This window comes from Chitinophaga sp. YR627, assembly GCF_900114995.1.
Taxonomy (GTDB): domain Bacteria; phylum Bacteroidota; class Bacteroidia; order Chitinophagales; family Chitinophagaceae; genus Chitinophaga.
Genome location: NZ_FOUX01000007.1, coordinates 207,316 through 233,749 on the forward strand (window position 1 = coordinate 207,316; position 26,434 = coordinate 233,749).

Sequence of the window (26,434 nt, forward strand, 5' to 3'; positions counted from 1 at the left end):
ATCATTTCATACAATATAGTGCAAATATAAAAAGGGAGACTCGTTAGCAAGTCTCCCTTTTTTATTGATAACTATAACGAACTAACGCCAACCTAATCCGGGGGCTACATGTTTCAATATCGATGATAATACGTGTACATTATAGTCGACTCCTAAGGTATTAGGTATTGTTAAAAGTAATGTATCAGCCTCTTTGATAGCCTCATCCTGCGCCAGCTCCCTGATGAGCTGATCTGGTTCGCCAGCATAACTTCTGCCAAAAATAGCGCGTTGATCTTTCTCGATGTTACCAACTTTATCCACTCCGTTGGTGTCCCGTCCGAAGAAGTATCTGTCCTGATCATTGATCAGTGCAAAAATTGACCGGCTTACTGAAACCCTTGGTTCCCGCTGATGGCCTGCTTTTTTCCATGCTTCTTTGTATACCCTGATCTGCTCTGCCTGTTGCACATGGAAGGGCTTGCCACTTTCGTCAAGTTTTAAAGTTGAACTTTGCAGGTGCATACCATTTTCAGCAGCCCAAATCGCTGTTGCATTCGATGATGCTCCCCACCAGATGCGTTCCCTTAGTCCTTCGGAGTGTGGTTCTAATCGTAATAATCCGGGAGGATTAGGAAACATGGGGTAGGGATTAGGTGTGGCAAATCCAACGCCTTTAAGCTTATCCAGGAATTGCAATGCTTTACGCCGTCCCATATCTGTGTCTGTTTCTCCCGCTGCTGGTTCATATCCAAAATAACGCCAGCCATCGATCACCTGTTCGGGTGACCCTCTGCTTATTCCCAATTGTAACCGCCCACCGGAAATCAGATCCGCAGCACCTGCATCTTCTACCATATAAAGGGGATTTTCATAACGCATATCAATAACACCCGTTCCAATCTCTATACTGCTTGTTTTCCCGCCTATGGCCGAAAGCAAAGGGAATGGGGATGCTAACTGAGCAGCAAAATGATGTACCCGGAAATATGCGCCGTCTAAACCGATTTCTTCAGCAGCAACAGCAAGATCAATGGATTGAAGCAATGTGTCACTAGCCGTACGGGTTTTATATGCTGGATGGTCAGACCAATGTCCAAACGATAAAAATCCTATTTTCTTCATAAGTCCGTTTTCTATTGAAAATGTCCTCACAAAGGTAACCATTCTAACAGTGTAAGGAATCAATCAGATTCCTGTCTGCCGTAAAAACTGTATGGTATTCTCTACCGTACTTCTGCATTTCATTAATCTGGCAGAAGCTCCTCGTTTTACAAGTGCCCTGAGTGAATTGCGGTACTCCAGTAAAGGAGGGGCGTCAGCAGGATCGTATATCGCGCTGATAAGATATTCAATATCTCCACAGAACTGTTTATCTAATTCGTCGGTCTCAGCTTCGCTAAGGGGGGCTCTGATGGTATTCCAGGCCACTTTTTCTTTTTTAAGCGAGGCCCGTTCTGCATGTAGTCCTTTTGTAGGGCAATATAGGTGGCAATGGGGAACTCCTGTTCCATAGTCTAAAGCGGTTGTTGAGGCTTATTGTGTAAGATGTATTCTTACACTAAGATACACGTTTTTTCAGATGACCATGGGAGATATGCGATAGGTAAAAAGATAGGGGCGCCTTCTGGTTGGAAGACGCCCCCTGGTTGGCTGGTTATTGGATAAATAGGTTATTGTTCGTGCTGAGGCTTATTTGATCAGCGCTGATAGTTTTTCTGTCAGTCCTTCGCCACGTAAGTCACGTGCAATGATGACGCCATTAGGGTCAATCAGGAAGTTTTGCGGTACTGAGTTTACACCGTAAAGTACAGCTACCTCGTTTTTCCACCCTTTCATGTCACAAACCTGTATCCAGGGGAGACTGTCTTTTTTTACAGCTGCTGCCCAGGCGCCTTTGTTCTCGTCTAATGATACACCTACAACTTCAAAGTTCCTGTTTTTAAGGGCATCGTAGGCCTTCACCAGATTAGGACTCTCCGCACGGCACGGACCGCACCAGCTGGCCCAGAAGTCAACCAGTACATATTTACCCCTCAGTGAGGACAGCGTAAATGGTGTGCCATTCAGGTCGTTTTGTGTAAAATCGGTCACTTTAACACCTGCCTGGCCTTTCTTGCTGGCGGTTAATTTTTCCGATGTGCGTTTACCAAGTGGGGAGGACTGTAATTCCGGTGAAAATTTCTGGAATATCGGTTCTACCTCTGCGGGGTTGAATTTACTGCCGAGCACATTGTAATGATATACATAAAGACCCATAAAGGAATTCGCATGTGATTCAGCGAACCTGGTATTGAGCAATTTGATCTGTGCGATAGCATTTGTGACGCTATCTGATGCCTTCTTCCACGCGTCGTCCTTAGGCTTTCCGCGAAAGGCATCGTTAAGCCTGATAATGAGTCGGGTGAATGGTCGTATTGAAGCTTCGAGTTCGCTGTTTTCTTTCTCAGCAACTGAACCTTCCACGGTTGCATTTTTTATGGAGTCCGTTCCCTTCAAAGTGATCTTTGAATTCTCCAGAAAGAAGGAAACATAGTCTTCGGATGCTTCCGGACCTTTTGCGCCCTCCCGGACGATCGATACGATCGCCTGTTTGGGTTCATCAACCTTGCCTTTGAACTGGAAGGTGCCATTCTTAACGGTCACAGAATCCTGATTTCTGAAAGCTCCGTTCTGAACAGTGAGGAGCATGGCCTTTGCAGGAACTTTTAATTGTCCGACTTTACCGGTGATCGTATAGCCTTTCTGCGCAAACATGGTCAATGGCAGACAACAGGCAGCGAATGAAAATATAATTAAGCTAAATGGTTTCACGTTTAATCTTTTATGTGTTTATAATACCTGGGCCAGTTTCTTTTCCAGTTCATCGCCACGAAGATTCCGGGCAATAATTTTTCCATCAGGTGCGATCAGGAAATTTGCAGGAATGGCATTGATCCCGTAATCAATTGCTGCTTTACTTTTAAAGCCCTGCAGATCAGATACCTGTGTCCATGGCATGCCATCTTTCGCCACAGCATGCAGCCAGGCTTTTCTGCCGTCTTCATCATCAAGTGATACACCGAGAATAGTGAAGTTCTTGTCTTTGAACTTGTTGTAAGCTTTCAGCAGATTAGGATTCTCTGCACGGCATGGCTTGCACCAGGAAGCCCAGAAATCAACCAGTACATATCTACCACGGAAGTCGGATAATTTAACAGGTTTTCCGGTCGTATCGTTTTGCGTGAAGTCCATCGCAACTACCCCCGTATTGGTCTTTTTACCTATTTCAATCATGGCTGCCATTTTCTTTCCGGAATAGGATTCCCTCAGTCTGGCAGGGAACCGCGCGAATCTTACTGCTGCAGTATCCGGGTTGAAATCATACCCAAGTTCCAGTTCTTTGAACACACGTAAGGCAATAAAAGAGTTAAGGTGACTGCTGATAAATACGCGGTTCACACTGTCATAACCCGCCTGAGAGGCCCGCATGGGAGGTGCAAGTGTTTTTGTCAAAGCCGTATCTTTTCGCTGTTCAGGTGTCCAGCTGTTGTACACACGCATGATGGAGTCTGCCACTTTGCGATAGGGCCTTTGCAATAACCGAAGTGCTGCCTGTTCGTCGTTGGTTTTTGACCCTTTAACGGTCGCTTTCCAGAGCGAGTCCATTGAACTGATAGTGATCTTCGAATTTTCCAGGTAGAATGTGATCTCATCACCGCCGGCTTGTTTTGCACCTTGTTCTTTTACGGAAATGATGGCCTCTGACGGACTATTCACTTTGCCTTTGAAACTGAATTGCCCTTTTTGCAGCATTACAGAATCTTTGACAGGCTTACCTTCCTGATAATAATTCAGAAAAACCATAGAGGGAGTGGCTTTCGGACCTATTTTACCCTGAACGGTGAAACTGTTTTGTGCTTTGAGTCCAAGCGGAAGCAGGCACATGGTTCCTAATATAAATTTGATTGTTTTCATTTGCTATTGATTTATGTTTCCTTTAAGGTACCAGAGATATATCACTGATGAATATGGCGGAATAAACGCCTGCATATTTAACGGAAGCCAATGATGTAAAACGGAGGTATCTCGCTGTAGTAGCTCCTACGTTGATTGCCTGTGTATTGTTATTAATGTCACCGGAAAATGTTCCTTTGTCCACCCATGTGTTTCCGTCCATGCTGGTTTCAATCTGCATAGAAGTTGGATAGCCGCCCTGAGCAGGATAGTTTAATAAGGTAGGAACGGAATAACTAACAGTAGAAAACGTAATATCTCTGTTAAAATTGATGCTTATCCATTGCGGCATAGACTGCGTAATGTTACTGGTCCAGTAAGTGCTCGTTTTGTTGTCATCTATAACGTTGGGTGCCACAAATGAACCGAAAATGGAAGATACGCCAGCGATTGTCCACCCTGTTTTGCTAATAACCAGGGGGGCGCCTGTCTTAAATACATAATACAAGACTTCCGTTTTAGCAGGTCCTTCCAGCGCTCCGTCGACTGACTGAATCACGATAGGCAACACGTAAGTTGTGTATTCGGTCAGCTTGGTTTGCATGACTATATTTAACTGCGTTGGCTCAGAGGTGGACGAGCCAGCAGGTAAACGGGTCTGCGATTTATAAAAAAGATAGGAATTGGATGGTAGCAGTAATGCGGCTCCGTATTTCAATCGGTATGAACTCATCTTTGATGTGTCCACTGCAAAGTTTACCCAATGATCAGTAGAGGATGGAGAGCCTGATAAAACCGCCTTGAAATTGACAGTAATGATGGAATCAGCATGAATGGACAGCGGCATAACCACGGTATCTTCTCCTGCCTTTAAATCGAAAGCAATACTGCTGTCTGGCAATGCCTCAACCCCTTTTTCTTTAGAACAGGCAGCTAAGAGCAGCGTCAGCCAGCATAATATGTTGATATAAGATTTAGACATAATTGTAAATATTATGGGTTTTGTGGCATTCCCGGATTAAAACTTAAAACCTGCGTTGGTATTTGCAGCGTGTATCGGCTGCTGTGTGGGGGGAGTGTAGCAATGACATTCCCGTTGGCATCGTACCTGCTAACTGTTCCCATCCTGTTTTCTTTATCCAGTCTTCGCATATCGAACCAGCGTAGTCCTGAAAACGCCAGTTCATGATTCCTTTCAAGCAATACTTCCTCAAGTACTTCGTCCTTATCAGCAGATTGAAAAGGCACGTAGCTTGATGCAGCAATTCTGTTTTTCCGTATGTCATCCAGTTGCTGCAACGCAACGGACAGTTCACCACGTCGGGCCGCGTTTTCTGCAATAATGAGTTTCATCTCCTGCACCGATGTACCGCTATTAACATATTGAAGAGCTGGCGTAACCTGCAACGGAATAAACGTGGTTGCACCTCGAGTTGTATATTGATAATTGTCCAGACTATAGTACATCCGGTTCACCCGCAGGTCGTTGCCGGCAAAAGAGCGCATGAAATCTAAAGCCACGGGAAAGTTGCCAAGAACAAATCTGCCATATATAACATCAGGACGGACGCCTACCTGGTCTGATGTAGGAAGGGGACCATTCAGGTTGATCATTGTTGCCTGCGTATTATTCAGCGCAAGTTCAGCATTCCTGCTGGCCTCGGCATAATTACGTGCGTAGAAGTATGTCCTGGCCAATAAACTGTATGCTGCTGCACGGGAACCACGCAGTCTGTTCATGCTGTTATTTACCGGTAAATCAGCAAGTGCTTCGTTGGTATCATCAATTATATGTTTGTAGATTTCGTCAACCGTACTTCTCCCCGGTACTGTTTGTGTGACATCATTGGATGTCACGAATGGAACTGCAAGATCCTTACCTGCCGTCATTGAGTCATAAGGATTTCCATATTCATTTACCAGGTAAAAGTATTCCAGCGACCTGCCGAGCAGCGCTTCTGCTTTCAGTGCTTTCCTTTGGCTTCCTGTTCCATTGGTCGCTGCATCAATGCCTAAAAGAACGGTATTGTAGTGGTTAATGTGTGCATAATGCTCCCCCCACAAAAGTGGAGCACTAACAACGTCTGAAGTAAACTGTGGTGACCAGGTATACAGTAGCTCCTGTGGCGTAGTTGGGGGTGTCGCTGCGTTTACGAAATCGACATTATCAGTCATGAAGTTGGTATACCCGAAAGGCGCCCCGAAACCATTGACAAGTGAGGGAGCGTTCAACCACTGGTCATAATCGGTCACTGTAGATAAAAGGGTTTTTCCTTTCGGTTGAATATCCAGGTACTTGTCACAACCGGTGAATACCGAACAACCCAGTATGAGAAAAAGTAAGGTATAACTATAACGGTGCATTAGTTTTCTTATTAGAAGTTGGTGAAAATTGTCAGATAATATGTCGGCGTTATATAGGATTTCTGGAAACTGCCAGCTGCTGCGCTGTAGTTGTATTTATTAAAACCCTTTGTCCATAAATTAGATCCCTGCAGTTTCACTTCGAAGTGCGTAAATCCAATATTTTTTACGAATGGCTGATTATCCAAACTATATGACAGCGTAAGGTCGCCCAAGGTGATATAATCGCCGTTGACAACATATTTATCAGAATATCTGTATACAAAGTTTGGATTACCGCTATTATAAGTGGCGATATTTGGTATATCTGTATGATTTTCATCCCCCGGATTTTTCCAGTAGTTTCCGGACCCTTCGAGTGGTCGGAGAACGGAAGGATCAGGTACCGGAACCCGTACTTTGAACCCACCATAATAATTCACCATTGCAAAAACATAGAACCTGCCAATGTCAAACCGATTACTCAGACCAGCGTTGATAGTTGGAATAGAGGATCCTGCATAACGTGTTACGCCTGATGTGTCATTGGAAAGAAGACTGGTCAGCATGAGGCCCTGAGGAGTGTTATTTGAGCTATTATCGACCTCATAGATTTTGCCTTTCCCATTTGTTATCAGTGGAAAACCTGCACTGCTTATGCCAGCATCACGATAAGAAAACATCGCACCTACCGGGTAGCCTTTCACATATCCTAGTGAATTTAATGTTTGTGGGTTATAGGCAACCCGCTGGTAAACATCGATCACTTTACTGGTATTTCGTGCGATAACAAATCCCGTATTCCAGTTAAAATTCTTACGAGCGATCCAGTCCGCATTCAGCCTGAGCTCAATACCCCTGTTATCAATAGAGGCATTATTGATAATGGACGGACTAACCCCTATGGTAGGGTCTATTAACGAATTACCAAGCAGGTCAGTGCTCTTCTTGATATAATAATTGACGGTTCCATCGATATGTGTAAATATCCGGTAGTCCATTCCGAAGTTGATATTCTTAGTCTGCTCCCATCTCAGGCTGCTATTGGCATAGGATAGTAATTCAAGGGCAGTGCTTCTTGGAGTTGTATAAGGAGTTAGCGTATACCCTGCGATAACCTGTGGGAGGGAGAGCTTTGCGACGTTACCATTAAAGCCATAAGATACACGGAAAGTTAGCTGATTTACCCAGTCGAGTTGTTGCATAAAGCGCTCTTTCTCAACATTCCAACGCGCTCCGATAGACCATAGCGGCTTATATTTATATTTAGGATTTGTGCCGAAAAGATTCGATTGGTCAATCCTGATACTTCCGCTGAGTGAATACATATCCCTGTACGAATAAACGATATTGGAGAAGCCCGACAGGAACCTGTCTTCATTGTACTGCTGACCAAAAAGTGAATTATAGCGGTTAGCAAAAGGCGAGCTGGTCAGAAAGGAACCTCTTATTGATCCGTCAGTGATACCTACATAATTCACTGGTTGTTGTAGTAATGTTTCATCACTATACCCGAAGTAAGAAGCCAGATTACTTTTTGAAACAACGTTCCGCAATTCTCCGCCCAGGATAGCATTAAATGAATGATCAGCAGCTATCTTTTTGTTATAAGTGAGACTCGCCCTGGCGGTATAGCTGAAGAAATTACTTGCCTGCTGTCTCAGATAACCACCTTTAGGAATGTTATAGTTCAATGTACCATCTGTATTTACAGTAACATATTGCGCGATATACTCCCTTGCTTCAGAGGAGAATTCTGATGCATAATGCCGGGAGTCAGTATTTGAGTTCTCATAAATGCCGCCAAACAGCAAGCCGAATCCTTTTCCGATATTGTAATTAAAGTTCGCGGTGATCTTATTATTGACTGTTTTTACTTTGTCACTGATCTGATCGACGTCGACCAACGGATAATAAAGGATGTCCTGCAAACCTTTACCCATTAGGGAGTTATTTAAATAAGGATTGACCTGAGAGCCTCTGGTTGAATAGAGCGGATTGCCATTAACATCCTGCAGGCCTTCAAAAGGAGAGAGGTCTTCAAGACCAGGTACAGGAGCACTGTTGTTCCTTAACTCTGCATAGTCGGTTGTTAATTCCAGCGTTAGTCTTTGAGATAATTTCAGCATTGTTCTTGCGGAAAGTAACCAGTTGTTGTCATCATTATTGCGTTGGGAAAAGCGGTTTCTGGTGTAATTAGCTTTAATGTAATACAACGCCCTGTCACTACCACCTGAAGTACTTAAAGTATAGGTCTGCGTGACTGCTGATCGCAAAAATAGTTTACGGTATTCATTTTTGTTGTCGGATTGTTGTAATGCTGCATATGATGATGCAAATTGCTCCGGTGTAATAACATTTCCCGCTGATTGAGCAAGCAGATAATACACTGGTGTTCTCGGTACAATGGCATTACTGCCGATCAGTGATAACAGTGGCCAGGTAGTTGAATTGACACTACCTGAATAAATACTTTTTTCGTAGTCTGCAACAATGGCGGAGGCATCATCTGCGTACCTGTATCGGTTGTAGTTTTCTTTAGGTGTAATATTAGAGGTAAGCCGGAGTTCGAATCTTGGTTTACCGATCATAGCCTGTTTGCGTTCAATCACGATCACGCCGTTGGATGCCCGTACTCCATAAATTGTAGCGGCTGCTGCATCAGATAATATAGTGACACTTTTGATCTCGTTGGGATCTATCATATTGAGACTCAGCTCCGTTGGATAGCCGTCCACTACGATCAATGGGCTCTGATTGGCTGACATGGTTGATATACCACGAATGTTGAACAGGCTTCTGGAAGTAGACCCGGTACTGCCTGGTGTTGTACTGGTAAAAGACACACTGTTATTAATCATCAGACCCGGCAAACGGTTTACCAGGCCGTCCAGAAAGTTGGTGCTAACCCTGGACTCATACGCTTTGGTACTGATCTGGGCTACCGCACCTGTGCTTTGCTCTGGCTTGATGCGCTGATAACCTGTATTCACGGTTACTTCTACTTCTTTAAGGTTCTTAGTAAGAATGTCCAGTGCAATAGTGCCCATATTTTTAGCTGCAGGGAGTTCCTTATATGCATAACCAACAGCGGTGATGATAATCGTCGCATTCTCGTCGACACCGCTTAAGATGAAGAATCCATTTGATGCACTTCTGATGCCTTGTGCAGTATTTTTAATAACAACGCTTGCACCTGAAATCGGTTGTCCTGATGCTGCATCAATAACGGTGCCTTTGATCTCAATCAGCGCCTGCATATTTGAAGCGCCGGCTGGTGCAGCCTGTTTGGTTTTCGGCGTGACGACAATCGATTTGTCTTCAATGCTGAAATCAAAAGGCTGATCGGAAAAAACTGCTTTAAGAACGATGTTCAGTTCAGTGTTCTTTACTTCAATGTTTACTGGTTTGGCGCCTCTTAGTAAAGAGGACGTGTACAGAAAATCATAGCCTGTCTGCTTACTGATCTTATTGAAGACCTCCCCAAGTGGTGTGTTTTTTTCTTTTAACGTTATCTTTTGAGCAAAAGATGACGCGCTGACCTGCATAATAAATACCGTCAATAGAAGTGCAGTTAACTTCATAGTCAATAGCATTTTAGCCATACAGCCGGGCGGCTGCACGGGAATCTTAGCGTGAAGTTTGTACATTTGTATAGTATGGATTTAGGCGTCGCACCTTTGCATTGTCCAGATGATCCGGGTGCTTCGCGGTTTAAATAGTTTAAAGACTATTGAAATATCCATTCATAAAGTCATTCCGGTCTCGAACTCCGGAATGGCTTTTCAGAAAACTGATAAGGTGATAGCACAGCGCTACTGCATCACGATTACCTTCTTTCCTTCAATCTGAAAATGGACTGCTTTTGTTTTTTCGAGCATCTTTAATGCCTGGCTGATATTCTTGTACCGGGATATTTTTCCATTGAAACCTTCTTCCGGCGCCGGACCTTTGAAGGTGACCTCTATGTCATACCAGCGCGCGAGTTTGCGCATGATACTACCGATCTTTTCGTCATTGAAGCGGAATTCACCGTTTTTCCAGGCAACGGCTTCTTCCAGGTCTGCATTGGTAACATTCAGGCCGTCGCTGTTCAAAATAGCCTGTTCTCCTGGTTGTATGATTTTGGTATTATTCGATCCGGTTACTCTCACCGAACCTTCCAGCAAAGTGGTTCTGATAGCTGTTTCATCCTTATATGCATTCACGTTAAAATGTGTCCCCAACACATCCACCACCTGCCGTTCCGTAACAACATGGAATGGCATGGCTGCATTATGTGCAATTTCGAAGTAGACCTCGCCGGTGATCTCTACTTTTCGTTCTGTTCCTTTGAAGCTGGTGGGGTATTTAATGGAAGAACCGGCATTCAGCCATACCTCGCTTCCATCGGAAAGGATGAGGTGGTATTGGCCCCCGAGTGGTGTACTCACTGTATTGTAAGCGATTGCGGCGGATGCGGGTGAGTGTCCATCCGTCGGTTCATAAGCGAGGTTTCCGTCTGATGTTTTGGTGATGTTAGTATTTCCCTGGACAGCTAATGGACCATTTCCGGCGTCATTCAGCGAGATCTGCTGACCGTTCGACAGGGTCAGTGTTGCCTTATTGCTGCCTGGAGATACATCCTGCTGTACTGCCTTTGCGATTGGTTTTGCTTCATCCTGCTTTATAAAGTAATAGCTGCCGATACCCAGGCAAAGGAGTATGGAAGCCGCTGCTGCCAGGCGCGTCCATTTGATAGTGATAGTCTGTTTTGTACGGATGTTTCCTTTTTGGGCAATAAGGCTATATAGTCGCTGCTCCATTTCTGTCTGCGATTCATCCGAGTTTATTTCCAGGGAGTTGTCGAAATTATTGTACCATTTTTCGAATTCCTCCCGTTCTTCTTTTGTTATAGTGCCCTCCTGCCATTTTTGGGCGAGAAGGTTAATCCGATCTGGGTTGTTTGGTTGATGCATGTCGGCCCCTTTTATATATAGCCAATTAGAATCGGAGATACCCTACCTTCATTTTAAGAAATTATTAAAAGAAGTGAAATTATAGGTACACAGCCCTATGGAAGGGGAGATTAGTGTTTCATGCCGGACAATAACAGCAATACAATGGTAAAACGCGATCCAAAACGGGACCTGAGCACTTTAAGTGCGGTAGTGATATGTTTTTCGACGGCCTTTTCTGAAATATGCAGGGCCTCTGCGATTTTCCTGTTCGTGAGGTTGCCTTCCCGGCTCATTCTGAAGATCAGCTGACATTTGGGGGGAAGTGTACTGATTGTTGTTTCCAGTTCCTGCCGGAGGGTTTCCAGGTCGAAACGGATGTCTACGGGAAGCTGTTGTAAGGGTATTTCTTTTGCAAAAGCGTCATTTCTTTGTTGTTCCCTGGATCTTTTTGCCAGCCGGTTGATGACCTCAAATTTAACGGCTACGGCGAAATAATGTTCAAAATTGACTTTCAGCTCCAGCTTTTCCCTACGCCTCCAGAGATTCAGGAAGATATCCTGAACGGTTTCTTCTGCCTCGTTGATATCTCCCAGACGTTTGCCGGCAATAACAAGCAATTTATCCCAATACGTCTGATAGACCACTTTAAAAGCAGCCTCGTTGCCCGCCTTTAACAGGTCGGCCAACTCCGGATCCGTGAGCTTATTATAATACGTCATCTTGTCCCGAACAATATAATAATTAAATTTAACAGTCACTTTCAAATGAAAGTGTCATGAGAGAAAGTCCTCTTATAATGCCTGATCAGCTATCTGCTGTTCGTTGTTGCTGAGTTCACTATTTATCGCCCCTTTTGACTGGTGCGCATGATGTTGGTTGATAGTCTATCCATATAATTACTACCTGATGCAGGTATAAATTGTCCCGACCGCCTGTCAGATTGTTTTATCAGGTCTTACTTTTTTTAACTTAGTACCAGTCCCTCTTTCAAAGCCAGTTCATACATTTCTTTATCAAAGCTATATAAATGTGGTGAGCGGTGTGCACCAATGCTCCGCTTTTCATCCAGTTTTTTTAATAGTTTAAGCGCAATCAGCTTTTTAGGAAAGTTACTGACGTCCAGTTTTTTCCCCAATAATGTCTCATATAAAGCATGGATCTCGCTCAGGGTAAACTTTGCCGGCAGCATATTGAGTCCGATCGGATAGTGATACAGATGCAGTCGCATAGTATGCATCGCCTCCCGTACCATTTCGTCATGGTCATATTCCAGTGGCGGTAAATCATTGATGTCAAACCAGGCACAGGCCTCCGTACTGTAGTCCGTCTGTAGTTTAGTTTTTGAAAAATCTGTGATGGCATAAAAGCCAACAGATATCGTTTGATTGATAAGCCAGTTGCCCTCCCAGGATGGCAGTCCGGTTTGTTCCAGCCACTTCTTTTTATCGAATTTGTCAAACTGAATTCGATTCGGATCACCAAAAGTTTTGAACTGCTGCAAAAACAGATTGTCAACGCCTGTACGGTCTTTTATATTACGATTGGCAGCATCTACCAGTTTCTCAGCACGTTTAATATATCCCCCTGGTAAGGACCAGTTATCGATATTTCTATGCCTGATAAGAAGCAATTTGAGTTGCTGCGCATGATAACCAAAAATAGCACAGTCGATAGTAACATGAGGAATATAATACAGGTGCCCGTTGAGTATAAAATCCCTGAATTCTTCTTCTGTTTGCATCTCCAAAAATAACATTTTCCAACGGCGGAAAGCCCCTTTTTTAAATTTATTTAGTAAAATTTACTAAATAATGAAATATTGTATCTATATTCATTTAGTGAAATGTACTAAATGATATAACTGTTAGATTATCAGTCCGATAATCATATTGTAGCCATGTGAAGGATTAATTATAAAAACATATAATACCAAAGACCCAAAACTAATACCACATGAAAAAACTGAAAGCAACGCTTGTGCTGTTTATCAGCCTTTTTGCCGTATCTGGCATAAAAGCGCAAACAAAAGATTTTTACCCGGGCACCTGGGACGTCATGATATTTGGTACTCCTTACGGTGATGTGAAAAGGACTTTTGTACTTGAAAGAAAGGAAGGCAAACTGGGCGGGGTAATAAAAGACTCGACCGGAGCAGAATTGACGAAGATTACAAAAGTGACTGAAAACGGGAAAACAGCAGCAATCGACTTTACCTCTCAGGACTATGATGTTACCCTCACAATAGATCCGGTTGATGAGGATCATGTGAAAGGTAATCTGGCCGGCTTTACAACTACGGGTGTCCGTAGAAAAGAACATTAATAGATCAGTTATTGCTGATCATAGAAGACCTTTTATAATGGGGGGCCGCGTTTAAAACAGAAAGGGAGCACTTACATAAGTGTTCCCTTTTTTTATACCCTGAAGTATAGGTGTATCTGGCAACTTAAAACCATCATTTGTCCTATCATAACCATTGAATGGCTACCCTTGAGTCTTACAGGCTACTATAGTTTTGTGTCTACAATCAAACAATAGAAAATGTCAGTATCAAAGACCGTAGCACTGGTCACCGGTGGAAGCCGTGGCCTTGGCAGAGACATCGCTTTAAGATTAGCTGCTCAGGGAACAGCTGTTATTATCACTTATAATACCAGGAGAGAAGAAGCCCTGGAAGTTGTTGAGCAGATAAAGCAGACCGGCGTACACGCTGTTGCATTACAACTCAGTACAGAGCATACAGCTGCGTTTCCCGAATTCTTTGCCACACTAGCTGATATACTGCATGCAGACTTTCAAACCGATCGTTTTGACTATCTGATCAACAATGCCGGAATCGGATTACATATGGCTTTTGAAAATACAACAGAAGCACAATTTGATCTGCTGCTGAATGTCCTGTTCAAAGGAGTCTACTTTTTTACCCAGCAGGCGCTTCATTACCTTCGGGATGGTGGTGCTATTGTTAACCTGTCCAGCAGACTGGCACAATCAGGTGTACCCGGGTATTCAGCATATGCCTCTATGAAAGGGGCTGTTGAAACGCTTACAAGATATCAGGCGAAAGAACTGGGCCCAAGACGTATACGGGTGAATGCAGTAGCTCCCGGACCGACTGCTACTGACTTTGGCGGCGGCATTGTAAAGGATAACGCGCAGTTCAGAGCGAATGTAACAGCATTGACCGCCTTGGGTCGTGTGGGAGAAGCAGAAGATATCGGCGGAGTAGTAGCCTTCTTATGCTCAGATGCGGCCAGATGGGTCACTGCACAACGTATCGAGGTATCCGGTGGTATGAACATATAGCAGATAAGCTGCGTCATATTCTAACACCTCCTTTTATTATTCCTCACTATTGCCTTGTATCATCTATGTTACCTTGTTACCTCTATGTTACTGTTACTTTTGGTTATAAAGTTACCAAAAGTAACTTCCCTCATCTAACTTTGTAGTCAGGAATTAAATCAATAGAAAAATGGGAAAATTAAATAACAAGGTCGCACTGGTAACAGGTGCATCAAAAGGAATCGGAGCTGCTATTGCAAAACACCTTGCAGCAGAAGGCGCAAAGGTAGTTGTGAATTATGCATCCGATAAAGAAGGTGCAGAAAAGGTGGTAAAAGCAGTTACTGATAATGGCGGTACAGCTATTGCTGTGCAGGCTAATGTCGCTAATGAAGCCGATGTCAACAGGTTGTTTGACGAAACAAAAAATGCTTTCGGTGGTTTGGATGTGTTGATCAACAATGCAGGGATCTATCAATACGAACCGATTGAACAGGTATCGGCGAACTCATTTCATCAGCAGTTCAATATCAACGTATGGGGATCTATTCTTACCATACAGGCATCATTAAAATTGTTTGGTGAGAAGGGCGGGAATATTATCAATGTCAGTTCTGCCGCCAGTAAAATGCCTATGACAACCGGATCGGTGTATTCTGCATCAAAGGCTGCATTGGACGCCATCACCGTTGCTTTATCAAAAGAGTTGGGCGCAAGGAATATCAGGATCAATTCCCTTTTGCCTGGTTCTACAGATACTGAAGGTACACATACTTCAGGCGTGATGGGTAGTGATTTTGAGAAAGTGTTGGTTGCAAATACACCACTTGGTCGTATGGGACAGCCTGAAGATATTGCTAAAGTAGCCGCGTTCTTAGCCTCTGATGATTCAGCATGGATCACAGGAGAGCTGCTTGCTGCTTCCGGTGGTATTTATGGGTTCTAAGCTAAAGTCTGATGGTATCAGAAATACCACTTTAATTTAACTACAGGGGCTTTTCTTTATGGAAAAGCCCCTGTTATTTGTGGTTAACCATGTAGTTTCTCCCGACTTACCATCGGCAAAAATTTCTACACCTGGATGATGAATAGGACTGTTATTTTTGAAGATGTTCTTGAGAACGGGTCAGCGCAAAAATAAGCGGCTATCTTTTCGATAATCAGTTCATTTGCTGCGAATATAGCATTACCTTGGAAAGCGTAAGTTTCCAATATTGGACTGACATGATAGGAGAGATCATTAAATCTGATAAATGCAGCATTTTGAGGCGGTAATTTTGATATTAGCTATCTTGGTTGGTTTATCCGCCATTGCGGATAAGGTTAAAGTGCCATTTCCTATTCTGCTGGTGATTACCGGGGCGATTGTAGGGATAATACCTCGATTCCCACTTCTTGTGTTAGATCCGCCAGTAGTCTTTTTACTATTTTTGCCTCCTTTACTTTATGATGCGGCCTCTCATACCTCCTGGCATGAATTCAAGGCCGAAATGCTGCCCATTTCAACTTTGGCGATCGCGCTTGTTTTCTTTACTACTATAACTGTTGCAGGGGCTGCTTATTATTTTATTCCGGAATTCAGCTTGCCGTTGGCTTTCGCATTGGGGGCCATAGTTTCCCCTCCCGATGCGGTGGCAGCCACTGGTATCACTAAAGGGTTGCAACTGAACAGACGTGTTACAACAATTTTGGAGGGAGAAAGTCTTGTTAATGATGCCAGCGCCCTGATAGCTTATAGGTTTTCATATATCGCAATTGTGACGGGCTCTTTCGTATTCTGGGAAGCCGGATTACAGTTTTTATTGCTTGTTTGTGGCGGTGCTTTATCTGGTGCATTGACAGGATTCATTTTCGTATTGATGCACGAGAAGATTAAGCGTAATTCTATCGTAAGTACCAGTCTTACTTTGCTGACCCCATTCGTTTCTTATCTACTGGCAGAGATGCTGCATACTTCAGGTGTGCTCGCAGTGGTAAGCACTGGTTTGTTTATATCGTGGAGGTCTCCGCGGATATTTTCTTATCAGACACGAATGAGATCAAAATCTGTATGGGATACGTTAATTTTTATCCTAAACGGATTTATATTTTTACTGATAGGGCAACAACTGCCTATGGTTTTAAGAGACCTTGAAAAATATTCTTTTGAAATACTGATTTTTTATGGTTTGATCATCAGTTTGGTTGTTATTACAGTACGGCTGATGTGGGTTTTTGCCACCGCATATTCTCAGCACATCTTTAAATACAAAATGGGGGGAGCGGATTTTAAAAATATACACTCTGAGAGAGTGAACACCTGGAAAAATGTGTTGATCGTAGGCTGGACCGGAACAAGAGGTATTGTGTCGATGGCAACGGCACTTTCCCTGCCGCTGACGATGGAAGGAGGAATTCCCTTTCCGCAACGATCCCTGATTTTGTTTCTGACGTTTGTAGTTATTTTCGTAACGCTTGTTATTCAGGGTTTGTCTCTTCCGATACTGATACGTATTTTAGGTGTAACTCCCACTAATCGTTCCTATAAAAATAAACTTGAATTGCAATTGTTTCTTGCACAAAGTATCATCCATTTCATAGAGAATGATCTGCTGATTCACCTGGATACCAACTTGAAAGATCAGGTAAAAGCAAGATATGAGGCCACTGTCAATCAGTTGTTAAAAGAAGCAGAAACGGAAAATGATCTGGCCGAAAGTTCAGAAGCGCACAGGTTGTTGATCCCACTGGCGCCTATTATGACAGCAGAGGTAGAAATAAGTAAATTTCGCCGTGAATTGTTAATCAGGCTGCACGAAGATGGTTCGTTCGATCATCAAACCATTAAGCAGCTGGAACAGGAACTGGATGTTGATGATCTAAAGTTAAACAAGGTTCTTAAGCGAGAAGACGAGTAGTTGGATAGTCTTTTTTTCCCAGCATTTTAAGCATTTTTGCATGTTCCAGCAGCGCTTTTGCGAATGTCGGTTGCACATGATATGGAAGTGAAAATGATTCAGCAGTCTTCTTTACGATAGCGGAAATATTTTTGTAATGAATATGGCATATCCCGGTAAACAGGTGATGCTCGATCTGAAAGTTCAAACCACCAATAAACCATGAAAATAAGCGGCTTTTTGGGGCGAAATCAGTGGTGTTGACCAATTCGTGGACCGCCCAGCTGTCTTCCATGAGATGTGTACTATCAACAATCACTGGTAGTGAAAAGGGGGAGGTGGATATTATATGAGATGGTTGAAAAATACAGGAAAGAACAAGCCCTGCCGTGAAATGCATGACACAAAAACCTCCAAGCACATAATACCACGCCTGACCTGAAAACAGCAATGGCAATACCAGAATATATGAGTAATAGACTATCTTATAAAAGGTGACCTGAAATACAGCCCGGCGTAAAGAGATCCTCTGATTACTTAGCAGGTTATGTTGCTTGTAGCGGATTATCTGAAGGTAATCTTTTACCGTCATCCAGAAGAGGGTCATCAGCATATAAAAAAACCATGCATACAAATATTGATAACGATGATACCAACGCCAGCGCTGTCTGGGCGATAAACGTAAAAATACAAAGCCGCTGACGTCTTCATCAAGGCCGTCAATATTAGTGTAAGTATGATGTAAAATATTATGCTGTATTTTCCATGTAATGGAATACCCACCAATTATTTCGAGAATATGGCCAATAAATGTATTTACATTTTTATTAGGAGAATAGGTCCCATGATTAGCGTCGTGCATGATGCAAGCGCCTATGCCTATCATTCCCCATCCCATTACAAACCAGAAAAGCCAGAATAGTAAAAGGTCATTTGCGCCAAGCCGCGAATTTATAAATGCACAAGGCACGAAATAACAGAGCAACATTGCTATTGTTTTTATCCACATGCGGGCATTTGCATAAGGGGAAATACCATTCGTTTCAAAATAGGCACGGACGTTTATTGTCAGAGCATCGATGAAACTGTTGTTCCCCTTGGGGGCAAACTTAACTCTATTTATTTTTCCGATGCTCATATTAGGAAGAAATTTTGAATATGCCCAAACCCTGTGAATTCTGTACGGATTCTTAATATCATGATATTTCACAATTGTTCGGGGTATACAGTACTGTAAACAGAAGGATAACTATAAACAGAAGGATATTTAAGTTAATCACTAATCGTACCACAAATGGATACATTGAGCTAATACGCGTGATCTCATACTAAGATTAATTGAGGAATAGGAAATCAGCGCCTATTTTATACTATCTGTGTAATTTATGGGACAATACAACCTAAATTGCTCCAATAGCCAGGTTTCAAATGCGGAGGCTGGTCTGGACACTCTCTTTATGACTCTACCAAAATCTGTCCAGCTGTTTTGCTGATCTCGATGGAGACAATCCGATCTATACAGGCATCGCTGTAAGAGATAGCCTGGTGTTACTGTCTTATATGCACTTCTCTACAGGTTATGCAACCAATCACATAGACTCTAACCAAATTGCTGTATATACATATCCTGGATTCAGGTTTAGATATAATATCTACCATACGCGTATGTTATTTAAACTATTTATAGGAGGATGAGTAAGTTAGGTTCGACCCACTGCAATCTCATTGTAAGTGGGTGATACATCTTACATCACCTGATCAAAAAAAATATTTGGAATTGTATATTTTTTCCTACTTTAGAAATCACAACCCAAATCAATTAAACCAGGAAAGCATAGCGTTAAGTCAACAAACCCTAAGTCTTATTGTAGTCGAGCAGCCTTTTACCAATATGCCCTAATGACTGTGCCCTATTGAACTTGTAAGAAAAAAAATCAATGTACATCAACTGTGAATGCGTGACATAACAGGTCATGTAGTGACAGCTTTATGCTTGCCATTCACGGTATTGTTAACTATTTGCGAACAGCTAAGAATGTCTGGAACTCTTGTACCTATGCAAAGGGACATGCAAATTGCGTGTAACAGCTTATGGGATGATAGAGCTTTGCAATTAAAGATCTACGTACTCATATTGTCGCTACTTGTAATCCCGTTACTTTCATTGTCGGCCCAACAGCGCCATCTGATCTTATTGGTAAAGGATAAGCGTGATTCCACCGGAATTGCAAATGCTACTGTCATACTTGCCGGAACAGCTGGAAACAAGCTCAGGGAAGGTATTACCGGTAAAGATGGTGTTTGTCTTCTTGACGTAACTGGTGCAGCAAAGATCCATTGCGAAGCAGCTGACTATGTTGTATATACTTCGGCGCTTTCGTCATACACTAACGATACACTTGTGTGTTGGCTCAATAAGAAAATGGTACAGCTTAAATCTGTCGATATAGTCGATAAACAGGTTGTCAGCGATGCCGGGAAATTCGTCTACAAAGTCAGGCAGGATCAGTTTTCAAAGGGACAGAGCGGAACGGAGTTACTAGCGAAATTACCTGGGGTAATTGTAGTCGGAGAGCAGGTCAAACTCAATGGTCAGACAGGGGTACTGATACTGATTGATGGAAAAGGAGAGCATAGAACGTCCAGTCAGCAACAAGCTATACTGGCCTCTCTGAACGCAGATCATCTCGATAAAGTTGAAATCATGGCAATGCCGTCAGCGAAATATGATGCCGGTGTGAATGCCGTGATCAATGTGGTCACTAAAAAGGAACGGGGGAATTCCAACGTTCGGGCAAGTTATTCGCAGCCATTCTATATGACCGCTAAGGATGCAGGATTTGGCTATGCATCCGGTACAGGTGCTGCAAACCTGAACTTTAAAATACGTGCTGTTAATTGTGTCTGGATACTGAGTGCAGACAATACGCTCAATACGACACAATCAGCTGGCTGGTTTGAAACTGATAAAGGATTCCGGTATGATGATATCCGGAAATCAAACCTTGCTAATTTCAGGATTTCACAGGACCTGAACCTCGACTATGCCGTCAATTCCCGCTCCGGTATGGGACTGAATGTCAACATGCGTTACGTGCCATCCGGTATGACACATACCATTGAACGTTATAATTTTCAGAAGGATTCTGTTACTGAAGTAGATAATACTAATGTCAGGGAGCAACGTACTATTCAAAGCACACTAAACTATAAATATTTACTGGATACGGCAAAGAAGAGCACCTTATATATAAGTGCTACCTGGTCTGTGAATCCCGATGATAATCGTAATACTTTACTCCTGCAATCTGCCGCAGATGCTGGATCCGTTAGTCGCAATATTATTAGCAGCAATACAGATATGCTGTCTGCATCTGCCATCTTCAGCGATGTTATAAAAAGCAGGTATCTCAGCACTGAGTTTGGCATAAAATCAAATCATCTGAGGAATAATAGTGATCAGCAATACGATAGTAGTACCTGGACGAACTTTCACTACAATGAACGGATCAGCAGTGCATTTTTTACAGCCAGGTGGAAACTGGGTAAGTGGTTGATGTCAACCGAACTGAGAGGTGAACTACTACGGTCAGATACCAGGTATAAACAGACAGAGAGTGAGGATCAGTGCATCCGCAGAGATTATTGGAAGATGTATCCCAATCTGCTTGTGCAGTATAATGTTAAAGATGCCTTAGACCTTAGCCTGGGATATACAAAAAGAGTGAGGCGTCCATTCATGGGTGATATGAATCCGGCACGACGGACGACTAATGCCTTCATGACCCAGGGCGGTAATATAGATTTCATACCATCATATGTCGATAGGATAGAAGGCGAATTGATGTACAAAAGTTCGATAGTAACGCTAAGGTATGAGCGCCTGAACAACAGAAGAGTTTTTGTGCCAACGGCCGACCCTTTTGTATACAAGGCGACAAATATGACACGGTTCGAGACATTGGGAATGTCGCTGAGTCAGGCATTGCGTCTTTCCAAATACTTTACTTCCAATATTACGGTAGACTATTCTTATTCTCAATATCTGCAATCCGGCCCATTTAATGGCAGCACAAATGTTTTCGAAGTGAGTCTGGATAATGAATGGACGATAGGTAAGAAAACGAGAATCCTGATATCTGCATATTATAATGCCCGGATGTACCTGGAATACAGTATGTATAATCCGTTACTCGTTACATCCTGCTCTATCAAGCGGATATTACTGAAGAATAAGTTGTTCCTGCAGGTCTCTGTATCAGATCCTGTTGGCCTGGAAAAGGTAAAGTCGGTCAGTAGGTTTCCTGGTCAGGCAGAGGCGATAGACGCATTGACCAATAACCGGAGGTTCTCTTTACAACTACTATATAGTTTCCCATTCGGACAGAAATTCAAACTGCAAAGTTACCGTACGAAAAATGAAGGAGAGATAAGAACGTATTAACCTTGAGCCACATAATCCAATTTCTTTATGAAATACAGTCATCATCTCAAAGTAATCTGCCTGTTGCTATTTGTGACCACGACCTATTATGCCTGCAAATCGCATGCTCAGAAACAGGAACGGGAAGAAGTTGTCACTACCTGGATCGGTAAGACAATCAAATTCCCCCCTAATACGATCTGCCAGGAACTAGGCGAAATCGTACCCTGTAAGATCAGGTTTCCAAAAAAGTATAATATCCTGGTATATACTGATTCTATCGGCTGTGTGAGTTGTAACCTGCGCATAGATGAATGGAAACGCTTTGAACAGGAATTGGACAGTTCAGTAGCGAATGAGGTGGATTTTCAATTTTATTTCTTTCCCAAAAAGAACAGCAATCTGGCGGAGCTTTTTAAGCGTGAGAACTTCAGAAAGAAAGTACATATCGATGAGGAGGATGCCCTGAACAAACTGAATGACTTGCCCAGGGATATGCAGTATCAGTGTTTTTTACTGGATAAGGATGATAAAGTATTACTGGTAGGTAATCCGACATTAAATGCCAATATATGGAAGTTATTTGCTGAAACAATTAAAAAATAAAGGAGGTACCATGTTATAGATAAGTATGAACAACCCTATGCATCTGTTGAAATGATAAACACAGACCAAACCCATTTATTAATCGAAATCAAATTTAAATTTATGAAAAAAGGAATTTTCTCTATAGCCTTTGCTGCTATGACTATCGCTATGATTGCTGCATTCTCTCTTCGTTCAGAAAAAACAACTGCTTCTGCCAGTGCTACTGCTAACATTAAAGCATTGGTTCCAATAGAGCAGGTGCCAGGATATACCGGCCCAAGACCACAGGGTGGACATTGCGAGTCCAGAAATAACCATGCATGTGGTGATTCTGATACGCCTGAAGTACCAGAAACACCAGCAGTAGCAAGATAGTTTTTCCCCTATTGAAGAGAATCAGGGATACCCTGGTTCTCTTCTTTTAATATATCCGTTTCAACAAATTGTCCAGGTATGAAAATAATATTGTCCCTGTCATTGATAGCGCTTTTCGCCGTTGGCTGCGCGACAGAAAAACCTAAAGCGGAACTAGATATACCTACAGAAAAAATTGATCTTTCGGCATTCAGGGAACAGGTGACTGACAGTCTGCCATCAGTATTTGTCAAAAGCAGGAGATATATCAATCTGGAGATGCAGAAAGAGTTGAATTATATAAGTGTTGTTGACAAGGTGATTAATACACGCGACAGGATCTATGTTTTAGATAAACGGGGAAAAACACTGGTCGCATACGACACAACAGGAAAGTACGTAACGAAGGTTAATAGTACCAGTCATGAATTTACAAACATTGCAGACTTTGACATTGACAAGACCGGGTCCGTTTATTTAATTGATGGCAGAGCCAACCGTATTCTGCGTTATTCAGCTGCTTTTAGTTTATTATCCTTCCGGGATGCACCGTATGATATAGATGTTATTGATTGCCTGCCTGATGGTGGGTTTTTATTCGGACTGGCTTCCTGGAACGATAGAGAAAACAAACATGACAAATTGATCCGGGCAAACGGTTTTCTGGAAACGGAGAGTACCTTTCTTTCTTATGATGATTTTGTAGATGATGATTTCTGGATCACCGGATACCGGTTTTTAAAAACAGAGAAAGAGATTTTTTACAATAAGCCACTGGACAACGATGTATATACATTTTCTCCGGCGGGGGACGTCCGGAAGAGATATACCTTTGACTTCGGTAAAATGAACGTACCACAGCAGGACAAAAAAGATATAGAGAAAAAGGTCAGTAATTACGATAACTACCGGTTACTGTCCGAATTCACTTATATCAATGAGCATTATGCTTTAGGCCGGTTGTGGGATAAACGCAAATTCAGGTTTTTCTATGCCGACCGCAGGAAACAGGAATTATACCTGGAGGATTTATCTGCTATCGGTGAACTGAGTCATATCATGGATTTTGACGGCAGGCGCCTGCTGACCGTAATTTATCCCGGAGAATATGATGAAAAAGGATTTAAAGATCTCTCAGAAGAGGCGAAGGCACATCTGAAAGCTGGAGGATTTGTATTGTGTGAGTATGAAATGAGTATGTAATGATATAAATGCAAAAGGAAGAATCATAACATGATCCTTCCTTTTGCATTTATTATAAACTTTGTTTAGTGTACATAATGTCTGTACGCAGCACATACTTCACACCTGTTTCCAATAGTGCCCCTTCATGTCTTAAAGGATGATGAAATATCAGGGCTGATCCTGTCTGCGGCCTGATTGTCTCTCCGGAAGCAAAAATGGTTTCTCCTCCTTCATATTCATTATTGAGGTAGATCAGAAAAGTATACTGGCTGGCCTCATAAGGATCTCTGGTGAAGGAGCCATCTTTATGCATCTTAAAGCGCTGACCTGGACTGTATTTATAAAAACGGAATAATTCATTTAGTCCACAGGCACTTTCGCCGGACTTACCCTCCGGGGCGAATGCTTTCAGGCGATCCCATAAAAGACCGGCATACAACTCGTCTTTGTATAATACTCTCTCGTTATTCCGTACACCTTTGATCATACGTTGCTGGCCACCACCAACATCAACAGTAGCTTCTTCATAGCCCATCTCTTCACTTTTCCCGATGAGGGCGGAACATTCATCATGACTGAGGAAATCATTAATAGTAAATATGTCCTGGGTATAAACAATCTTTTCCATAAGTATGAATTTACTTCAATCTAAGCAATTATACGAATGTTCCATATTAATAGAAAAGGGGAGGTGGTAAGCTCAAAATCCCTCAAAGGAAGATTCCACGCTTGGATAGGAAAGCGGATGTGATGGCGAAGGTCATACTGCATACTGTAATCATGAAAGACCGTGCATCGGTTATCTGTAATAAAAAAGCCTTCAGATTAACCTGAAGGCTTTTTTATTACAGCGGGTTCGAATGCCGCCTGCTCATTTTCTTATCGCAGAGATCTGAATGCCGCCCTAAGTTCTTCAGTAAAGATCTGTGGCTGCTCCCATGCTGCAAAGTGTCCACCTTTAGGCGCTTTATGATAGTAATACAATGATGGATATGCTTTTTTTGACCAGCTTTCAGGAGCCTCGTAAATTTCATGTGGAAAAACAGAAATGGCTACGGGAACTTTTATATTCTTTGTTTGCTGATGCTCGGAACTGAAATTATTGTTATTGTTTTCCCAATAGAAGCGGGAAGAGGAAGCGCCTGTATTGGTCAGCCAATAGAGCGTGATATCATCAAGGATCGCGTCCCTGCTGATTACCTTTTCAGGTTTTAAGTCACTTTCTGTCCATTCTGCAATTTTTTCGTACAGGAATGCGGCTAATGCAGCTGGGGAGTCTGATAGTAAATAGCCGGTAGTCTGTGGACGGGTCACCATCATTCCACCATAAGCCGCATTTCTTCCAAAGAAGGTACTTAAAGCATTGTATGCCTTGATTTCGGCAGCAGAAAGACCTGATGGTGCAGGATCTCCTGCGTTAATTGGCTTTACAAGTTCAGCAGGAACTGTTGCAGGCATGGTAAGATGTATACCTAGAAGTCCTGCAGGCGCTTGTTTTGCCAGAGCGTCGGAGATCACGGAACCATGGTCGCCACCTTCGGACACATATTTTTTGTAACCAAGACGTTTTACCAGAACATCCCATGCTTTGGCAACACGGTCGGGATTCCAGCCTACTTCTTTGGGTATTTCTGAAAAACCATATCCCGGGATTGCAGGTATTATTACATCAAATGCATCTTCTGCTTTACCACCATATTTTACCGGATCAGTTAACGGGCCTATGGCATCAATGAACTCCAGAGGAGAACCTGGCCAGCCGTGGGTAAGGATTACAGGCAGTGCATTCGGTTCCTTGGAACGTACATGGATGAACTGGATATCTAAGCCATCAATTTTGGTCACAAACTGAGGCAGTGCATTTAACCTGTTTTCCAGTTTTCTCCAGTTGTAACCATTTCCCCAATAGTTGATGAGTTCTTTTAATTGCGCCAGTTGAATACCCTGAGATTCATCCCTGACTGTTTCCTTATCCGGAAAGCGGGTTTCAGCAATACGCCTTTTAAGTTCATCGAGTCTTGCCTGAGGAATGTTGATCTTGTAAGGCCTGATACTTGTATCGGATGCTGCCGCTACCGTTTTTGTACCGGTTGTCTGTGCATCAGCAATTGCAGGGATACTTAGTGAAAAGGTTGCTGCCAGCAGGATGGTAGATATTTTGGTTATCATTACTTTATTAATTTAGAGTTTAAGATTTGTTTTCTGGTGATGCGACAAAATTACACGTGGAGAAGCGCCGGGTAAATAAGCAATGTGTCCAAGTGGACGTATTTGATCCTGAGCAGGGTAATACAGGGCGTGAACAATCAAACCCAATTGAAAATCAGGATAAAAGCAAAAAGGAAGATAGCCGGAAAACTGCCTGAAAGGATAGAATTCGAACTTTTTTACAGAGGATATCTGAAATTGCTGTGTTTATTATGTATCTTTTAGACAACTTTCCACAACGTGAGACTATTTCCCTTACTTATTCTGTTGACCTTTTCTGTCTGCTTAAATGTTATTCGATTAAAAAAGGACCAGCT

General features: G+C 42.7%; 21 protein-coding genes. 8 read left to right on the forward strand and 13 right to left on the reverse strand.

Going from position 1 to position 26,434, the window contains the following annotated elements; genetic code table 11:
- Positions 1-81: 81 nt before the first annotated feature.
- From BMZ72_RS33010 to BMZ72_RS33055, 10 genes are all read right to left on the reverse strand, one after another.
- Positions 82-1,104: an LLM class flavin-dependent oxidoreductase gene (locus BMZ72_RS33010; protein ID WP_089815249.1), complete on the reverse strand. Its 1,023-nt coding sequence runs from the start codon at positions 1,102-1,104 to the stop codon at positions 82-84.
- Between the two features lie 63 nt (positions 1,105-1,167).
- Positions 1,168-1,410, reverse strand: a complete 243-nt coding sequence (locus BMZ72_RS33015; protein WP_089815251.1) for a hypothetical protein — start codon at positions 1,408-1,410, stop codon at positions 1,168-1,170.
- A 261-nt stretch (positions 1,411-1,671) separates the two neighbouring features.
- Positions 1,672-2,793, reverse strand: coding sequence for a TlpA disulfide reductase family protein (locus tag BMZ72_RS33020; protein ID WP_089815253.1), 1,122 nt, complete (start codon positions 2,791-2,793; stop codon positions 1,672-1,674).
- Positions 2,794-2,811: 18 nt separating this feature from the next.
- Positions 2,812-3,936 (reverse strand): TlpA disulfide reductase family protein, encoded by a 1,125-nt coding sequence (locus tag BMZ72_RS33025; RefSeq protein WP_089815255.1) that lies wholly within the window; start codon positions 3,934-3,936, stop codon positions 2,812-2,814.
- 22 nt (positions 3,937-3,958) lie between these two features.
- Complete coding sequence (locus tag BMZ72_RS33030) at positions 3,959-4,897, reverse strand: discoidin domain-containing protein (protein ID WP_089815257.1); 939 nt, start codon at positions 4,895-4,897, stop codon at positions 3,959-3,961.
- Between the two features lie 11 nt (positions 4,898-4,908).
- Complete coding sequence (locus tag BMZ72_RS33035; RefSeq protein ID WP_089815259.1) at positions 4,909-6,279, reverse strand: RagB/SusD family nutrient uptake outer membrane protein; 1,371 nt, start codon at positions 6,277-6,279, stop codon at positions 4,909-4,911.
- A gap of 11 nt (positions 6,280-6,290) precedes the next feature.
- Complete coding sequence (locus BMZ72_RS33040) at positions 6,291-9,842, reverse strand: SusC/RagA family TonB-linked outer membrane protein (RefSeq protein ID WP_255373360.1); 3,552 nt, start codon at positions 9,840-9,842, stop codon at positions 6,291-6,293.
- 231 nt (positions 9,843-10,073) lie between these two features.
- Positions 10,074-11,216: a FecR family protein gene (locus BMZ72_RS33045; RefSeq protein WP_089815263.1), complete on the reverse strand. Its 1,143-nt coding sequence runs from the start codon at positions 11,214-11,216 to the stop codon at positions 10,074-10,076.
- Between the two features lie 110 nt (positions 11,217-11,326).
- Positions 11,327-11,917: an RNA polymerase sigma-70 factor gene (locus BMZ72_RS33050; protein ID WP_089815265.1), complete on the reverse strand. Its 591-nt coding sequence runs from the start codon at positions 11,915-11,917 to the stop codon at positions 11,327-11,329.
- A 245-nt stretch (positions 11,918-12,162) separates the two neighbouring features.
- Positions 12,163-12,939, reverse strand: a complete 777-nt coding sequence (locus BMZ72_RS33055; RefSeq protein WP_089815655.1) for an NUDIX hydrolase — start codon at positions 12,937-12,939, stop codon at positions 12,163-12,165.
- Positions 12,940-13,151: 212 nt separating this feature from the next.
- On the opposite strand from BMZ72_RS33055, the gene BMZ72_RS33060 reads away from it, so the two are divergent.
- The 4 genes from BMZ72_RS33060 (at position 13,152) to BMZ72_RS33075 (ending at position 17,380) form a co-directional block, all read left to right on the forward strand.
- Positions 13,152-13,520 carry a hypothetical protein gene (locus BMZ72_RS33060; protein WP_089815266.1) on the forward strand — a complete coding sequence of 123 codons (369 nt, stop codon included), beginning with the start codon at positions 13,152-13,154 and terminating at the stop codon, positions 13,518-13,520.
- Between the two features lie 219 nt (positions 13,521-13,739).
- Positions 13,740-14,504 (forward strand): SDR family NAD(P)-dependent oxidoreductase, encoded by a 765-nt coding sequence (locus BMZ72_RS33065; RefSeq protein WP_089815269.1) that lies wholly within the window; start codon positions 13,740-13,742, stop codon positions 14,502-14,504.
- Positions 14,505-14,673: 169 nt separating this feature from the next.
- Positions 14,674-15,429 (forward strand): SDR family NAD(P)-dependent oxidoreductase, encoded by a 756-nt coding sequence (locus tag BMZ72_RS33070; RefSeq protein ID WP_089815271.1) that lies wholly within the window; start codon positions 14,674-14,676, stop codon positions 15,427-15,429.
- 307 nt (positions 15,430-15,736) lie between these two features.
- On the forward strand, positions 15,737-17,380 hold the full coding sequence (locus BMZ72_RS33075) for a Na+/H+ antiporter (RefSeq protein WP_089815272.1): 1,644 nt from the start codon (positions 15,737-15,739) through the stop codon (positions 17,378-17,380).
- Here the strand turns inward: BMZ72_RS33075 and BMZ72_RS33080 are convergent.
- A complete protein-coding gene (locus BMZ72_RS33080) occupies positions 17,361-18,497 on the reverse strand; it encodes a fatty acid desaturase family protein (RefSeq protein ID WP_218155318.1) in 1,137 nt (378 codons plus the stop codon). The genes BMZ72_RS33075 and BMZ72_RS33080 overlap by 20 nt on opposite strands.
- Positions 18,498-19,523: 1,026 nt before the next feature.
- On the opposite strand from BMZ72_RS33080, the gene BMZ72_RS33085 reads away from it, so the two are divergent.
- From BMZ72_RS33085 to BMZ72_RS33100, 4 genes are all read left to right on the forward strand, one after another.
- Complete coding sequence (locus tag BMZ72_RS33085) at positions 19,524-21,803, forward strand: outer membrane beta-barrel family protein (protein ID WP_177223007.1); 2,280 nt, start codon at positions 19,524-19,526, stop codon at positions 21,801-21,803.
- Between the two features lie 27 nt (positions 21,804-21,830).
- Positions 21,831-22,388 carry a hypothetical protein gene (locus BMZ72_RS33090; protein WP_089815276.1) on the forward strand — a complete coding sequence of 186 codons (558 nt, stop codon included), beginning with the start codon at positions 21,831-21,833 and terminating at the stop codon, positions 22,386-22,388.
- Between the two features lie 102 nt (positions 22,389-22,490).
- Positions 22,491-22,745 (forward strand): hypothetical protein, encoded by a 255-nt coding sequence (locus BMZ72_RS33095; RefSeq protein WP_143087850.1) that lies wholly within the window; start codon positions 22,491-22,493, stop codon positions 22,743-22,745.
- A 78-nt stretch (positions 22,746-22,823) separates the two neighbouring features.
- Complete coding sequence (locus tag BMZ72_RS33100; RefSeq protein WP_089815279.1) at positions 22,824-23,927, forward strand: 6-bladed beta-propeller; 1,104 nt, start codon at positions 22,824-22,826, stop codon at positions 23,925-23,927.
- 52 nt (positions 23,928-23,979) lie between these two features.
- Here BMZ72_RS33100 and BMZ72_RS33105 read toward each other — a convergent pair whose 3' ends face one another.
- Positions 23,980-24,537: a 2OG-Fe(II) oxygenase gene (locus BMZ72_RS33105; protein WP_089815281.1), complete on the reverse strand. Its 558-nt coding sequence runs from the start codon at positions 24,535-24,537 to the stop codon at positions 23,980-23,982.
- A 251-nt stretch (positions 24,538-24,788) separates the two neighbouring features.
- Entirely contained in the window at positions 24,789-26,078 is a 1,290-nt protein-coding gene (locus BMZ72_RS33110) for an epoxide hydrolase family protein (RefSeq protein WP_089815282.1), read from the reverse strand.
- Positions 26,079-26,434 lie beyond the last annotated feature (356 nt).